This window comes from Rahnella inusitata (assembly GCF_965118895.1).
GTDB lineage: Bacteria > Pseudomonadota > Gammaproteobacteria > Enterobacterales > Enterobacteriaceae > Rahnella > Rahnella inusitata_A.
The window spans coordinates 15,031-29,747 of sequence record NZ_CBCPJJ010000008.1 but is presented as its reverse complement, the minus strand read 5'-3'; the positions used below and the strand labels follow the sequence as shown (position 1 = coordinate 29,747).

The following is a 14,717-nucleotide window of genomic DNA, read 5'->3' as shown; positions in this document are numbered from 1 at the left end:
ATTGTGAATGAAGAAATCATCAACGGGAGTGTCGGTATGATTTTCAACGTGCAGCGTTATTCCACCCATGATGGTCCGGGGATCCGCACGGTGGTGTTTCTCAAAGGCTGTTCGCTAAGCTGTTCGTGGTGCCAGAACCCCGAAAGCCGCTCGGCCGCACCCGATGTGCTGTTCGATTCCCGCCTTTGCAGCACCGGTTGCCAGCACTGTGCGCAGGCGTTTCCCCACGCTGTCACGGTGGCAGACGGTGGCATTGATATCCATCGTGAAAACTTTTCAGTCAGTGATTTATGCCAGCTGGAACAGATTTGCCCGGCCGGTGCGCTGAGCGCGTGCGGTGTTGAAACCGATATCGATGCCCTGATGCAGCAAATCCTGCGCGACAAGCCGTTTTATCAGCGCACCGGCGGTGGTGTAACGCTTTCCGGCGGTGAGCCCTTTATGCAACCGCAAACGGCACTGACGCTGCTGCAGCGCTGTCGTCAGGAAGGTTTGCACACGGCGGTGGAAAGCTGCCTGCATGTGCCGTGGAACTACATAGAGCCTTCACTCGGTGCGCTGGATTTGCTGCTGGCGGATTTGAAACACGTCGCCGACGAGCCGTTTAAACGCCTGACCGGGGGGTCGGCAAAACGGGTGCTGGATAACTTCCGCCGCCTGGCTGCTGCCGGGCAGAAGCTGATTGTCCGGGTTCCGCTGATCCCTGATTTCAATGCCGACCGGGCGTCCATCCGCCAGATTGTCGATTTCGCCGCTGACCAAACCGGCTGCGATGCGATTCACTTTTTGCCTTATCACACCTTTGGCATCAACAAATATGTCCTGCTCGGACAACCCTATCTGGCCCCGCGCCAGCCGTTAAATGACCCCGACCTGCTGACGTTCGCCGAAGAATACGCCGCCGGAAAAGGGCTTTGTGTACAGTTAAGAGGATAAAAATAATGACCCAGCTGAATCTGAACACCCTTGCCAACCGCATCCGCGCGCACAAAGAGGCGCTGATCCACATCGTCAAACCGCCGGTGTGTACCGAACGCGCACAGCATTACACGCAGATTTATCAACAACATGCCGATAAACCACTGGCGGTACGCCGCGCCCTGGCGCTGGCTGAACATCTGCGACAACGCACTATCTGGATCAAACACGACGAGCTGATTGTCGGTAATCAGGCCAGCGAAGTGCGCGCTGCGCCGATTTTTCCTGAATACACCGTGGGCTGGATCGAGAGTGAAATCGATGCGCTGGCCGATCGTCCGGGCGCGGGTTTTGCGGTCAGCGAAACCAATAAAAAAATTCTGCATGATATTTGTCCTTGGTGGCGTGGCCAGACCGTTCAGGACCGCTGCTACGGCATGTTTACCGACGAACAGAAAGCGCTCCTCGAGAGCGGCATCATCAAAGCGGAAGGCAATATGACCTCCGGCGATGCCCATTTGGCAGTGAATTTCCCGCTGTTGCTGGATCTGGGGCTGGACGGTTTGCGCCACAAAGTCGATGAACGTCGCAGCCGTATCAACCTGACTGACTGGGAGGATTTGCACAAAGAACAACTGCTGAAAGCCATCGATATCACGCTGGCGGCGGTAAGCGAACACGTTACACGCTTTGCCGCGCTGGCGCGGGAGATGGCGGAGGCAGAAACGCGAGAAAGCCGTCGTTCCGAACTGCTGACTATCGCCGCCAACTGCGACATCATCGCTCACCAGCCGCCGAAGAATTTCTGGCAGGCGTTACAACTGTGCTACTTCATCCAGCTGATGTTGCAGATCGAGTCCAACGGCCACTCCGTTTCCTTCGGGCGTATGGACCAATATTTGTATCCGTTCTACCGCCGCGACGTGGAGCTTGAGCAAACGCTGGAGCGCAGTCAGGCGATCGAACTGCTGCAAAGCTGTTGGCTAAAATTACTGGAGGTGAACAAGATCCGCTCCGGGACGCACTCGAAAGCCTCGGCGGGCAGCCCGCTGTATCAGAACGTTACCCTCGGCGGTCAGATGCTACATCACGGCGTGGCTGCGGATGCGGTGAATCCGCTCTCCTATGCGGTGCTGGAATCCTGCGGGCAGTTGCGTTCTACCCAACCAAATCTGAGCGTGCGTTATCACGCAGGAATGAGCGCCGATTTCCTCGACGCCTGCGTACAGGTGATCCGCTGTGGTTTCGGGATGCCGGCCTTCAACAACGATGAAATCGTCATTCCTGAGTTCATCAAACTGGGCGTCGAAAAAGAAGATGCGTACGATTACGCCGCCATCGGTTGTATCGAAACCGCCGTTGGCGGCAAATGGGGTTACCGCTGCACCGGCATGAGTTTCATCAACTTCGCCCGCGTGATGCTGGCGGCGCTGGAACAGGGTCAGGATGCGAAAAGCCAAACCTGTTTCCTGCCGCAGCAGCGTGGTTTATCGCAGAATAATTTCGAGAATTTCGAACAGGTCTTCGCGCAGTGGGATGAACAAATCCGCTATTACACGCGAAAATCTATCGAAATTGAGTGCGTGGTCGATACGGTGCTTGAGGAAAACGCGCAGGATATTCTGTGTTCAGCGCTGGTGGATGATTGTATCGAGCGCGGCAAAACCATCAAGCAAGGCGGCGCAAAGTACGACTGGGTGTCAGGTTTGCAGGTCGGGATCGCTAATCTGGGCAACAGTCTGGCGGCGGTCAAAAAACTGGTGTTCGACCAGGGTGCAATGGGTCAGAAGGAACTGGCGGATGCGCTGGCGTCTGATTACGCGGGGCTGGACGGAGAACGTCTGCGCCAGCGTCTGATTAACGGCGCGGAGAAATACGGCAACGATCATGACGATGTCGATCAACTGCTGGTGCGTGCCTATCAGTGTTATATCGATGAGCTGGCCAATTATCACAATACCCGTTTCGGACGCGGCCCGATTGGCGGCACCTATTATGCGGGCACGTCGTCGATTTCTGCCAACGTGCCTTTTGGGGCAGGCACAACGGCGACGCCGGATGGCAGAAAGGCCTACACTCCGCTGGCGGAAGGCGCCAGCCCGGCATCCGGTACCGACCATCTGGGGCCGACGGCGGTCTTTAACTCGCTGGGAAAATTGCCGACCGAAGCGATCCTCGGGGGCGTATTGCTGAACCAAAAACTGAACCCGGCGTCGCTGGAAAACGAAACTGACCGTCAGACGCTGATGCTGATGCTGCGGACATTCTTCGAGGAGCATCGCGGATGGCACGTTCAGTACAATATCGTTTCCCGCGAGACGTTGCTCAAAGCGCGGAAAGAGCCGCAAAACTACCGTGATCTGGTGGTGCGCGTAGCCGGTTACTCCGCGTTCTTTACGGCTTTATCGCCTGAGGCTCAGGATGATATTATCGCGCGCACTGAACATACACTTTGATGTTCGCATCAGAATTTAATTTTACCGGGGCGGCTGCGGCCGCCCGTATTTTCGGGCGATTATGAACGACAGACAGCAACTTATCCTCCAATGGGTAAACGATAAACATCGGATCAGCGTCAGTGAGCTGTCGGAAATTTGTCAGGTATCGGAAGTGACGATCCGTCACGATCTCACTCAACTGGAACAGCGTCATTATCTGCGCCGTGCGCACGGTTTTGCCGTTGCCATTCAGACCGACGATGTGGATACGCGCATGATGTCGAACTTCGCGCAGAAACAAAAACTGGCGAAATTCGCAGCCTCGCTTATCCATGACGGCGAAACGGTATTTTTCGAAAGCGGCAGCAGCATTGCCCTGCTGGCACAATATCTTTCTGATAAGAAGAACCTGACGGTGATCACCGTCAGCAGCTACGTGGCGTCATTACTGAAAAGTATGCCCTGCGATGTGGTCTTACTCGGCGGGATGTACCAGAAGACCAGCCAGACGGTGGTCGGGCCACTGACCAAAATGTGTCTGCAACAAATGAACTTCAGCAAAGCCTTTATGGGCATCGACGGGTTTACCGGTTCTACCGGATTCACTGGCCGGGATATGCTGCGGGCAGATATCGTCAATGCGGTGGTCGCGAAAGGTGCAGAGAATATCGTGCTGACGGACTCCTCGAAATTCGGCCAAATCAACCTTAATCCCCTCGGGCCGGTGAGTGCATTCAGTCGTGTGATTACGGATGAGTTGTTAGCAGAAGAGTATCAGCAGGCGCTTTCAGACTCAGGCATTAAAGTCAGCCTGGTCGGCTGACTCTTTCTCTGTTCCTGCGGGGGTTTACTGTCCGTAGTAGGCGTTCTTCCCATGCTTGCGCAGATAGTGTTTATCCAGCAACTGCGGCTGCATATCCGGTAACTGCGGCGTTAACTGACGGGAGAAAATGCCCATATAGGCGATTTCTTCCAGCACCACGGCGTTATGAACCGCGTTATCTGCATCTTTTCCCCACGTAAACGGCCCATGAGAATGCACCAGCACCGCCGGAATATCGGCCGGTGACAGGTGACGTTCAGCAAAAGTGTTAACAATTACTTCGCCGGTTTCCCATTCGTAACGCCCGGCAATTTCTGCTTCAGTCATCAGTCGCGTACAGGGAATATTGCCGTAGAAATAATCCGCATGCGTCGTGCCCCACGCCGGAATATCAATGCCTGCCTGCGCCCAGATGGTCGCGTGGCGAGAATGCGTATGCACGATGCCGCCCGCTTCGGGGAAATTCAGATAAAGCACGCGGTGAGTATCGGTATCGGAAGACGGTTTTTTACTGCCCTCAACGACTTTGCCGGTTTCCAGCTCCACCACCACCATATCTTCCACGCCCATGTGCTCGTATTCCACACCGGATGGCTTGATAACAATCAGCCCCTGCTGGCGGTCTACAGCACTGACGTTTCCCCAGGTAAAGGTCACCAGATTATGGCGAGGCAGTGCCAGATTGGCCTCCAGTACCTGCTCTTTCAGTTGTTTTAGCATGATGGTTCCCTCGTCTGTCGATGACCTATTGTCTGGGCGACAGGAGATCGCAGGTATGGGGGAATTGGCTAAAGAGTGCGTAAAGATCTGCTGCAAACGCAAAAGTGCCCGTGCGCACAGAAGTGTGGTGTGAACGAGGCCGGTTTTTAGTCTTTTGTGCTCCTCAGGCGCAGCCTGCTGGTGAATTAAGATTATTCACCTAGTGAATGAATAGTAAATTCACTATTTTTATTCAACGGATGCAAAAGTGCGTCCGGATGATACAAATTATGAATAAAGGTTCGGAGCAGCTGAGAAATTCGTGAGTCGCGTGAAGGATCACAAGGTGAAATCCGGTGAAAACGCCGCAGGTTACCTATACTTATGAATGATGCTGAACGTTAATCCTTTGAGGAAGATAACTATGATGCTCGTAAATAAACGTGTTGCCAGTATTGCACTGGTTCTGACTTTAGCAATGTCTGTTACCGCTTGTGGTAACTGGTCCAAACGTGACCGTAACACGGCCATTGGCGCCGGTGCCGGTGCACTTGGTGGTGCGGTTCTGACTGACGGCAGTACATTGGGCACGTTAGGTGGCGCAGCAGTTGGTGGTATTGTGGGTCATCAGGTTAGTAAATAAGTATTAAAAAAACTCAACAGAAAAGACGCTGCGCTTTTGAATAGCGCAGCATCTTGTTTTGATCAGCCGCCAGCCAGTTTCACTTTCATGCCTTTCGCTTCCAGAAGTTGTTTGAGCAGGTCGCGCTTGTCGCCCTGGATCTCAATCACACCCTCTTTCACCGCACCGCCACAGCCGCATTTCTTTTTCAGCTCCGCCGCCAGCTTTTCCAGCGCCGCATCATCCAGATCCACACCGGTAATCAGACAGACGCCTTTGCCTTTACGGCCACTGGTCTGACGCTGAATGCGCACAATGCCGTCGCCTTTCGGGCGAACGACGGCGGCCTTTGGCTCATCAATTCTGCCGCTGTCCGTCGAATAGACTAAGCGACTATTGTTATCGTTGCTCATATCAGCCTCTTCTTAACGCAGTGAATCGCGGATTTCACGCAGGGTCTGCGCCGGATCGGCAGACTGCGTGATCGGGCGACCAATCACCATGTAATCCACACCGGCGGCCAGCGCTTCCTGCGGCGTCATCACGCGGCGCTGATCGTCAGCCTTGCTGCCTGCGGGGCGGATGCCCGGCGTCACCAGCTGGAACGCACTGCCGAGCGCGGATTTGAATCGCGTGGCTTCCTGCGCAGAACAGACAACGCCATCCAGACCGCAGTCGCGGGTCAGACGCGCCAGACGCTCGGCGTAATCTGCCGGTGACAATGTAATGCCTAGATCGGCCAGATCGCTGCCTTCCATACTGGTCAGCACGGTGACGGCGATCAGCAGCGGAGCATCTTTACCGAAGGGCATCAGCGCCTCTTTCGCCGCCGTCATCATGCGCGCGCCACCGCTGGCGTGCACGTTCACCATCCACACGCCGAGGTCGGCAGCGGCCGCTACAGCGCGCGCCGTGGTGTTAGGAATATCGTGGAATTTCAGATCCAGAAAGACGTCGAAGCCGCGCGACTGCAAATCTTTGACCATCTGCGGACCGAAGTGGGTAAACATCTCTTTGCCAATTTTCAGACGGCAATCACGCGGATCGATTTTATCGGCGAATGCCAGTGCGGAGGATTTATCAGCGTAATCAAGTGCGACAACAATAGGTGATGAATTTAAGTCGTTGTTGTTAATGTTATTTTCTGACTTCATGTCTTCAGCCTCTTGTTAATTTTCAAATCAGGAAGGAAAAGCATAATTTCTGCCGCCCGCATTTTACATGGCAAGACGCCGAATTCACAGCTACACCTAATGTGACAGTTTTATTAAATTTTTGTTATGCACTAGACGATGTCACAAGGCTGGCTTAGCTTGTTACTTTTACACGAAGGAAAGGCAGAAAAATGAGTGAGATAACGACCCTGACCGTAAAAATTTCGGTGGAACTGAAAGAGCTGATCAAAAATGCTGCCGCCGAAGCCGAGCATTCATTAAGCGCAGAAGTCGCTGAACGCCTGGAAGCGAGTTTTAATCCGGCCGCCCACAAAGGAAAAAAGGCCGCCAGGGCGACCGAACACGATATTGACAATCAACATCTGGCGGAAGAGTCAGAACCCGCTCTGACCGCCAAAGAAATCAAGAAGCTGCGTACGCTGATTAACGCGCGTAAAGCGAGCAGCAAGAAGAAATAATTAAAGCCCTTTCCCCCGGTAGGTAAAAATACAGGGGGAAATATTACTGCCCATCCAATCCTCTGATAGGTTTGATCGTCGCCCAGCCTCGACAGGACGGGCAATGCCAGTACAGCGAATGCGCGGTGAAGCCGCATTTGTGGCACCGGTAACGCGGTTTGGTACGGATCTGTTCGCCGACCATATCCCGCAGCAGCCCCAGACTTTCTTTCGCACGCCCCTCTTCTGCATCAGCCAGATGGTAATCCATCAGGTGATGGAACACGCGCATGGTCGGATGGCGTTGAAGCTGACGGTTAATATAGTTCTGCGCAACTTCACGGCCTTCTTCCTGATGGATAATCTCCGCCAGCATCAGCTCAGCGGTTGCACCGGTATTTTCATCCACGCAGCGTTTGAGAAACTCCGCCCAGGCCAGCGTATCTTTCAGATTGAGATAGCACTCCTGCAACATTGGCAGCGCTTCGCTGACAATCTCTTTATCCTGCTCCAGCACCCGCTGTAACGCATCGGCGGCTTTACGGTATTCGCCCTGCGCCATCAGAATGCGACCCTGCATGATAGAAACACGGGCACAGAGTTTGTCTGCCGCGGCGGCTTTCTTCAGCAATCCTGTCGCTTTATCGAAATCATCCGATACCATCGCCTGCAAAGCCAGTTCGCACCAGAAATGGGCGATTTCTTTGCGACGGTTCTCTTTTCCCAGTTTGACCAGACGTTCGGCCACGTCGATGGCATTCTGCCAGTCGCTGGTTGCCTGATGAATGATCAACAACTGTTCCAGGGCGAAAAGCTGGAAATCCTGCTCTTTCACCAGCTGGTTAAACATGTCTTCGGCGCGGTCATAAAAACCGGCGGTCATATAATCGCGTCCCAACTGCTGTACGGCCAGCAGGCGTTGTTCGAAGGTCAGCGAGGCGCTTTCCATCAATGACTGATGGATACGGATCGCGCGATCGACCTCGCCACGGGAGCGGAACAGGTTACCAAGCGTCAGGTGCGCTTCGACCGTACTGCTGTCCTCTTTCAACATTTCGAGGAACAGGTCGACCGCTTTGTCCTGCTGATTGGAAAGCAGGAAGTTAACCCCCGCCACGTATTCACGCGACAGGCGGTTAGCATTTTCCTGTTTGTCCTGCTGAGAACTTCTGCGCCCCATGTACCAGCCATAGGCGGCCGCAACGGGCAACAACAGAAACAGCAGCTCTAACATAAAGGGTTATTCCTTGCTGACATCATAAGATGCTGCAGGCGGCGTCACGACAGCCACGGGCTCGATTTGCAGTTCCAGACGTTTGATTTTTCGCTGAGCGCGGCCAAGAGACAGGCGTACGCGAAGATAGAACAAACCGCAGATGACCCAGCCCAGAATGAAACCGGTCGCAAACAGCACGGCAAGCAGCGTTGAGACGCGATAGTCACCCTGCGCCAGCAAATAGTTGAAGGTCACAGTCTGATCATTATGGGCGCCTAACGTGATTGAAATCACCACGATGACCAGTAAAAATAAAAAAATCAGCAGATATTTCACATTCATTCCTGTAATGCCGGGTATACCGGATGAATTATGCCAAAAACTCTCGTCCCGACCTAATAAGTTAGCATTTCTGCACAAAGCTGGGAAACATTGCCGAGGGTTAAAAGAGTAACTGTCTGAAGATCGCGCAACTTTTGCGATCGGCGACGTGAACCGGTGAAAACGACATGTAAGAGATATGGGGACGTTGCGCGTAAAATCAAAGGGGAACCGAAAGATTCCCCTTTGATTTGCGGAAGTATCAGAAATCGGATGAGGCGATTATTCGCGTTCAGCGATTTCTTTATTTTCTTCCGGCGGCGGCGTTAACGGCCCGATGTAACGCTCTGTCAGCCAGCAGGCAAGCGTCACCAGGATCCAGCTGATCCAAACTGAGGCTATCAGGTCACGCGGCCAGTGCATGCCCAACATCAGACGGCTGCCCATCACGACTATCGACCAAACCATCAGCGCGGTCACGGTCTTGTAGTGTTTACGACGCCACAGCAGCCCGATGCCCAGCAATGCCCAGCTTGCAGCAAACATCGTATGTCCCGAAGGGAACGCGTATCCGGTATCGTTCTGCCAGCTTTTATTCAGCCAGTGAGGGATCTGAACATTCTCACCGAGAATTTCTTTGACCTGCTTGCCACGCGCCTTGCTCTTCATCGCATAGAATTCCTGGACATTCATCTGATGATCGCTACCGAGCCACGCCACATAGGGCCGTGGCTCACGCACTTCCCCTTTGATGTAATCCTTAGCGAATTGTCCGATGAGCAGCGCCGCAGAGATGATCATTACCAACCCAATCGCGGCTTTGATACGAAAACGCAGACACCATAAAAACCAGGCGCACAGGATAACCGTGGTGATAATCCCCCAGGGCTGGCTGACTGTTTCGGTCACCCAGTAAAGCGGGCGTAAAATCGCCGGATTGCCGCCGGGCGTCCATAACCAGCCACTTACCCACACCGCGGCAGGCATGATAAGCAGAAGAAGTGCCCCGAGGGCGGTGCGTTTGGCGATATCAAACATAGTCGTCCTTTCTGTTTTTTGTAAAATGCATATAAAGCAATGGAGTGTAACAATGTTGTAATTCCTTAACATTCCTTAAATCAGGGTTGTTGAGGTTACTGTTATAGTTCATAACTTATGAAGTAATCGTTCAAATATTCCCGCTAATATGTGAGCCAAACTGTGGCAAAATGGTGCCATGTTGTGATGGAAAGGCACCGATTCCCTATCCAGAGACCGCATCCGCACGTAGGATGCGCATCAATAAGTAAAATACTCACCGTAAATGAAGACTATTTGTGTTTTTTTTGGAGCGTAAAATGCAGCTGAAACGGGTGGCAGAAGCCAATCTGCCAACACCTTGGGGCGATTTCCTGATGGTGGGTTTTGAAGAATTGGCCACCGGGCACGACCACCTGGCGTTAGTTTTTGGCGATATCAGCGGTGAAACGCCCGTTCTGGCACGTGTTCACTCAGAATGCCTGACCGGCGATGCCCTCTTCAGCCTGCGCTGCGACTGCGGTTTCCAGCTCGAAGCAGCACTTAATGACATCGCTGAGGAAGGCCGCGGCATTCTGATGTATCACCGTCAGGAAGGCCGCAACATCGGTTTGCTGAATAAGATCCGCGCGTACGCCTTGCAGGATAAAGGTTATGACACCGTCGAAGCGAATCATCAGCTCGGTTTCGCCGCCGATGAACGCGACTTCACGCTTTGTGCCGACATGTTCAAACTGCTCGGCGTCGATTCCGTTCGCCTGCTGACCAATAATCCCAAAAAAGTCGAAATTCTGACTGAAGCCGGGATCAACATCGTCGAACGCGTCCCGCTGGTGGTTGGCCGTAATCCGGAAAACGAACGTTATCTTTCGACCAAGGCCGCCAAAATGGGTCACCTGCTCGATAACGATCTGCGCCACAAGTAATTCTGCTGCCGGGTATTCTGACCGGCAAATATTAAGGGCACCTTATGAAGGTGCCCTTTTTTATGGCTAAAACGGATTAATTAGACGATCACAACATTTTGCGGATGACGTAATGCAAAATGCCGCCGTTCTGGAAGTAGGTCAGCTCGTTGCCGGTGTCGATACGACAGCGCGCATTAACCGTTTCTGCATGGCCGTCGGCGAACACAATTTGCACCGGTACGTCCTGCCCCGGTTTCAGCGTTTGCAGCCCGCTGACACTAATCAGCTCGTCGCCGGTCAGTTTCAGCGTTTTACGGGTGACGCCCTGCGGGAATTCCAGTGGCAAAATCCCCATACCGATCAGGTTCGAACGGTGGATACGTTCGAACGACTCGGCAATCACCACGCGAACGCCCAGCAGACGTGGGCCCTTCGCCGCCCAGTCACGGCTGGAGCCGGAACCGTACTCTTTCCCGGCGATCACCGCCGTCGGCACGCTTTCATGCTGATAGCGCATCGCAGCGTCGTATATCGCCAGCTGATCCTGCGACGGGATGTGACGCGTATAACCGCCCTCCACGCCCGGCACCATTTCGTTACGAATACGGATGTTGGCGAAGGTTCCGCGCATCATCACTTCATGGTTACCACGTCGCGACCCGTAGGAGTTGAAGGCTTTCGGTTCCACACCGTGATTTTTCAGGTACAGCCCTGCCGGACTTTCAATTTTGATGTTACCGGCCGGTGAGATGTGGTCGGTGGTCACCGAGTCCGCCAGAATCGCCAGAATGCGGGCGTCTTTGATGTCTTCCACCGCATCCGGTTCTGCCTTCATGTCACTGAAGAAAGGCGGATGGCGGATGTAGGTCGAGTCTTCCTGCCAGGTATACGTCGGCGTGCCGTCGACCTGAATCGCCTGCCAGCTGGCATCACCGTTAAACACTTCGGCGTACTCTTTGTGGAACATCTCGGTAGTCACTTGCCCGACCGCATTGGCAATTTCTGCCGCCGTCGGCCAGATATCTTTCAGATATACCGGTTTACCATCAGGATCTTCACCCAGCGGATCGGTGGTCAGATTGACGTTCATATTCCCGGCCAGCGCGTAAGCCACCACCAGCGGCGGCGAGGCCAGCCAGTTGGTTTTGATCAGAGGATGGATGCGCCCTTCAAAGTTACGGTTGCCCGACAGTACCGCACCGACGGTTAAATCACCGGATTTGATCGCCGATTCAATAGGTTCCGGCAACGGTCCTGAGTTTCCGATACAGGTCGTACAACCGTAACCAACCAGATTGAAACGCAGTTTTTCCAGATATGGCATCAGCCCGGCAGCATTCAGATAATCGGTCACCACTTTCGAACCCGGTGCCAGTGACGTTTTCACCCAGGGTTTGCTGGTCAGCCCTTTCTCAGCGGCATTCTTCGCCAGCAGCCCGGCGGCCATCAGCACGCTGGGGTTGGACGTGTTAGTACAAGACGTAATGGCGGCAATGACCACTGCTCCGGTTTCCAGCGCGTAATGCTGACCGTCGAGGGTAAAGCTCTCTTTGTCCGTGTGGCCGGGTTTGTTATTGCCAAGCTCCAGCTCCGTCGCGGCTTTGAACGCTTTCGGCACATCCGGCAGCGCCACCCTGTCCTGCGGGCGTTTCGGCCCGGCAAGGCTTGGCACGACATCGCCCATGTCCAGCGCCAGCGTACTGGTGAAGACCGGTTCGTCACCGGCATTACGCCACAGACCCTGCACTTGCGAATAGGCTTTTACCAGTTCAATCTGGTCGTCGCTGCGGCCACTGAGTTTCAAGTAGCTCAGCGTCACGTCGTCCACCGGGAAGAAGCCGCAGGTCGCGCCAAATTCCGGTGACATATTGGCGATAGTCGCACGGTCTGCCAGCGGAAGATCCGCCAGACCGTCGCCGTAAAATTCGACGAACTTTCCGACCACGCCGTGTTTACGCAGCATCTGGGTGACGGTTAACACCAGATCGGTGGCGGTGATGCCTTCGCGCAGTTTGCCGGTCAGGCGGAACCCGACTACGTCCGGGATCAGCATCGACACTGGCTGACCGAGCATCGCCGCTTCGGCTTCGATACCGCCGCAGCCCCAGCCCAGAATGCCCAGGCCGTTAATCATGGTGGTGTGGGAATCGGTACCGACCAGCGTATCGGGGTACGCCACAGTTTTTCCGTTCTGCTCTTCATGCCAGACGGTCTGACCGAGATATTCAAGATTAACCTGATGACAAATACCGGTGCCCGGCGGCACAACGCGGAAACGGTTAAAGGCTTTCTGACCCCAGCGCAGGAACTGATAGCGCTCGTTGTTACGCTCCATTTCCAGACGGACGTTTTCATCAAACGCATCTTCATCGCCGAACTCATCAACGGTCACCGAGTGGTCGATCACCAGATCGACAGGCGACAGCGGGTTCACCTGCTCGACATTGCCGCCGAGACGTTTGACCGCCTGACGCATCGCTGCGAGATCCACCACGGCGGGTACCCCGGTGAAATCCTGCATCAACACGCGCGCCGGACGATAGGCAATTTCGCGATCGGCATGGCCGGTTTTTTGCCAGTCAACCAGCTCATGCAAATCGCTTTCAGTGACAGTGTCACCGTCTACGTGACGCAGCAGGTTTTCGAGTAAGACTTTAAGGGATTTTGGCAGACGCTGAATATCACCCAGCGTGTTGGCGGCAAGAGGCAGACTGTAGTAGTGAAACTCCTTACCCTGGACTGCCAGCTTATCCAGACTTCTGTTACGAATATCGGACGACATAGCTTCTCCTTATGCTTCACAGCACCAGCTGGGCAAAAAAACCAATAACCCGCTGGCTTATAAGTGCATATATAAAGATAACACATATTTTTATTAACATTTTCATAACAGCTCAAACGGATCATCGGGCAAAAAAAATCCCGCGGCATCAGGCGATGTCACGGGACTTTTCAGTATCTGAAACTGACCGGAAATTTATTTGGTCGGCAGTTTAATATCTTTGAACATCTCTTCAATATCTTCGTTCGACCGCAGCGCAATCGCGGTATCCACCACGTCACGTGTCAGGTGCGGTGCGAAACGCTGGATGAAATCGTACATGTAGCTGCGCAGGAATGTGCTGCGGCGAAAACCGATTTTGGTAGTGCTGTAGGTAAAGATATCGCGCGCATCCACGGTCACCAGATCTGGATCCTGAACCGGATCAACCGCCATGCTGGCAATAACGCCCACACCCAGACCGAGGCGGACATAAGTTTTGATCACGTCGGCGTCGGTGGCGGTGAAGACAATTTTTGGCGTCAGACCGGCACGGTTAAACGCAGTATCTAGCTCGGAACGGCCGGTGAAACCGAAGGTGTAAGTGACAATCGGGTATGCAGCCAGCTCTTCGATGGTGACTTTCTCTTTGCCCGCCAGCGGATGATCCGGCTGAACCACCACGGCGCGGTTCCAGTGGTAACAAGGCAGCATAATCAGATCGTCGTAAAGATGCAGCGCTTCGGTGGCGATCGCGAAATCGGCATTACCCTTCGACACGGCTTCGGCGATTTGGGTCGGCGAGCCCTGATGCATATGCAGCGAAACGCGCGGGTAACGCTCAATAAAGCCTTTAATCACGTTCGGTAAGGCGTAACGTGCCTGAGTGTGCGTCGTCGCCACGTACAGCGATCCCTTGTCCGGGTAGGTATGCTCACCGGCCACGGCCTTAATGGCATCCACTTTTGACAGCACTTCACGGGCAATACGAATGATTTCCTGCCCGGCCGGTGTCACCTGAGTCAGATGTTTGCCGCTGCGGGAGAAAATCTGGATCCCCAGCTCATCTTCCAGCATTCGAACTTGTTTACTGATCCCTGGCTGCGACGTGTACAGGCCCTCTGCCGTCGAACTGACGTTCAGATTGTGATTAACAACCTCTACGATGTAGCGCAGTTGCTGCAATTTCATATCTCATACCACCCTGGTTTCAAACCCTGTCACCATCCCTGTTCGCACGCTGGCTGAACAGACTGGAAATGATTTTTATTGAATGCCGAAGTCTGTGAACGCGCCGTGTTATGCCGCAGACGCATTAGCTTATTACTATTGTGAATAAAAATAAATTTTATATAACAATTATATCAAGAATTAACACGTTG

General features: G+C 53.7%; 14 protein-coding genes. 6 read left to right on the top strand and 8 right to left on the bottom strand.

The genetic code is table 11. The annotated features are described in order from the left end of the window. Nucleotides 1–36 precede the first annotated feature (36 nt). From ACMHLI_RS06115 to ACMHLI_RS06105, 3 genes are all read left to right on the top strand, one after another. Nucleotides 37–936 (top strand): glycyl-radical enzyme activating protein, encoded by a 900-nt coding sequence (locus tag ACMHLI_RS06115; protein WP_413528667.1) that lies wholly within the window; start codon nt 37–39, stop codon nt 934–936. Nucleotides 937–941: 5 nt separating this feature from the next. Continuing rightward, nucleotides 942–3,374, top strand: coding sequence for a formate C-acetyltransferase/glycerol dehydratase family glycyl radical enzyme (locus tag ACMHLI_RS06110; protein ID WP_413528666.1), 2,433 nt, complete (start codon nt 942–944; stop codon nt 3,372–3,374). A gap of 61 nt (nt 3,375–3,435) precedes the next feature. Continuing rightward, entirely contained in the window at nt 3,436–4,179 is a 744-nt protein-coding gene (locus ACMHLI_RS06105; protein ID WP_413528665.1) for a DNA-binding transcriptional regulator YciT, read from the top strand. A 24-nt stretch (nt 4,180–4,203) separates the two neighbouring features. On the opposite strand, the gene araD is transcribed toward ACMHLI_RS06105, so the two are convergent. Beyond that, nucleotides 4,204–4,899 (bottom strand): L-ribulose-5-phosphate 4-epimerase, encoded by a 696-nt coding sequence (gene araD, locus ACMHLI_RS06100; RefSeq protein WP_413528664.1) that lies wholly within the window; start codon nt 4,897–4,899, stop codon nt 4,204–4,206. Between the two features lie 403 nt (nt 4,900–5,302). Between araD and osmB the strand changes: the two genes are divergently transcribed. After that, on the top strand, nt 5,303–5,521 hold the full coding sequence (gene osmB, locus ACMHLI_RS06095) for an osmotically-inducible lipoprotein OsmB (protein ID WP_056780657.1): 219 nt from the start codon (nt 5,303–5,305) through the stop codon (nt 5,519–5,521). Between the two features lie 62 nt (nt 5,522–5,583). On the opposite strand, the gene yciH is transcribed toward osmB, so the two are convergent. Both yciH and pyrF read right to left on the bottom strand, forming a co-directional pair. Next, nucleotides 5,584–5,913 carry a stress response translation initiation inhibitor YciH gene (gene yciH / locus ACMHLI_RS06090; RefSeq protein WP_413528663.1) on the bottom strand — a complete coding sequence of 110 codons (330 nt, stop codon included), beginning with the start codon at nt 5,911–5,913 and terminating at the stop codon, nt 5,584–5,586. 12 nt (nt 5,914–5,925) lie between these two features. Beyond that, nucleotides 5,926–6,654, bottom strand: coding sequence for an orotidine-5'-phosphate decarboxylase (gene pyrF / locus ACMHLI_RS06085; protein ID WP_413528662.1), 729 nt, complete (start codon nt 6,652–6,654; stop codon nt 5,926–5,928). Nucleotides 6,655–6,845: 191 nt separating this feature from the next. On the opposite strand from pyrF, the gene ACMHLI_RS06080 reads away from it, so the two are divergent. Next, nucleotides 6,846–7,133 (top strand): hypothetical protein, encoded by a 288-nt coding sequence (locus ACMHLI_RS06080; RefSeq protein ID WP_413528661.1) that lies wholly within the window; start codon nt 6,846–6,848, stop codon nt 7,131–7,133. Between the two features lie 43 nt (nt 7,134–7,176). Here the strand turns inward: ACMHLI_RS06080 and lapB are convergent, their stop codons facing one another. The 3 genes from lapB to pgpB all read right to left on the bottom strand — a co-directional run bounded on the left by lapB (nt 7,177) and on the right by pgpB (nt 9,687). Next, nucleotides 7,177–8,346 (bottom strand): lipopolysaccharide assembly protein LapB, encoded by a 1,170-nt coding sequence (gene lapB / locus ACMHLI_RS06075; protein ID WP_413528660.1) that lies wholly within the window; start codon nt 8,344–8,346, stop codon nt 7,177–7,179. A gap of 6 nt (nt 8,347–8,352) precedes the next feature. Next, nucleotides 8,353–8,664, bottom strand: coding sequence for a LapA family protein (locus ACMHLI_RS06070; RefSeq protein WP_056781019.1), 312 nt, complete (start codon nt 8,662–8,664; stop codon nt 8,353–8,355). 267 nt (nt 8,665–8,931) lie between these two features. Continuing rightward, complete coding sequence (pgpB, locus tag ACMHLI_RS06065; protein ID WP_413528659.1) at nt 8,932–9,687, bottom strand: phosphatidylglycerophosphatase B; 756 nt, start codon at nt 9,685–9,687, stop codon at nt 8,932–8,934. A 299-nt stretch (nt 9,688–9,986) separates the two neighbouring features. On the opposite strand from pgpB, the gene ribA reads away from it, so the two are divergent. Then, nucleotides 9,987–10,592 carry a GTP cyclohydrolase II gene (ribA, locus tag ACMHLI_RS06060; RefSeq protein ID WP_056780679.1) on the top strand — a complete coding sequence of 202 codons (606 nt, stop codon included), beginning with the start codon at nt 9,987–9,989 and terminating at the stop codon, nt 10,590–10,592. An 88-nt stretch (nt 10,593–10,680) separates the two neighbouring features. Here ribA and acnA read toward each other — a convergent pair whose 3' ends face one another. Further along, on the bottom strand, nt 10,681–13,356 hold the full coding sequence (acnA, locus tag ACMHLI_RS06055) for an aconitate hydratase AcnA (RefSeq protein ID WP_413528658.1): 2,676 nt from the start codon (nt 13,354–13,356) through the stop codon (nt 10,681–10,683). Nucleotides 13,357–13,551: 195 nt separating this feature from the next. Continuing rightward, nucleotides 13,552–14,526, bottom strand: a complete 975-nt coding sequence (cysB, locus tag ACMHLI_RS06050) for an HTH-type transcriptional regulator CysB (RefSeq protein ID WP_056780687.1) — start codon at nt 14,524–14,526, stop codon at nt 13,552–13,554. Nucleotides 14,527–14,717 lie beyond the last annotated feature (191 nt).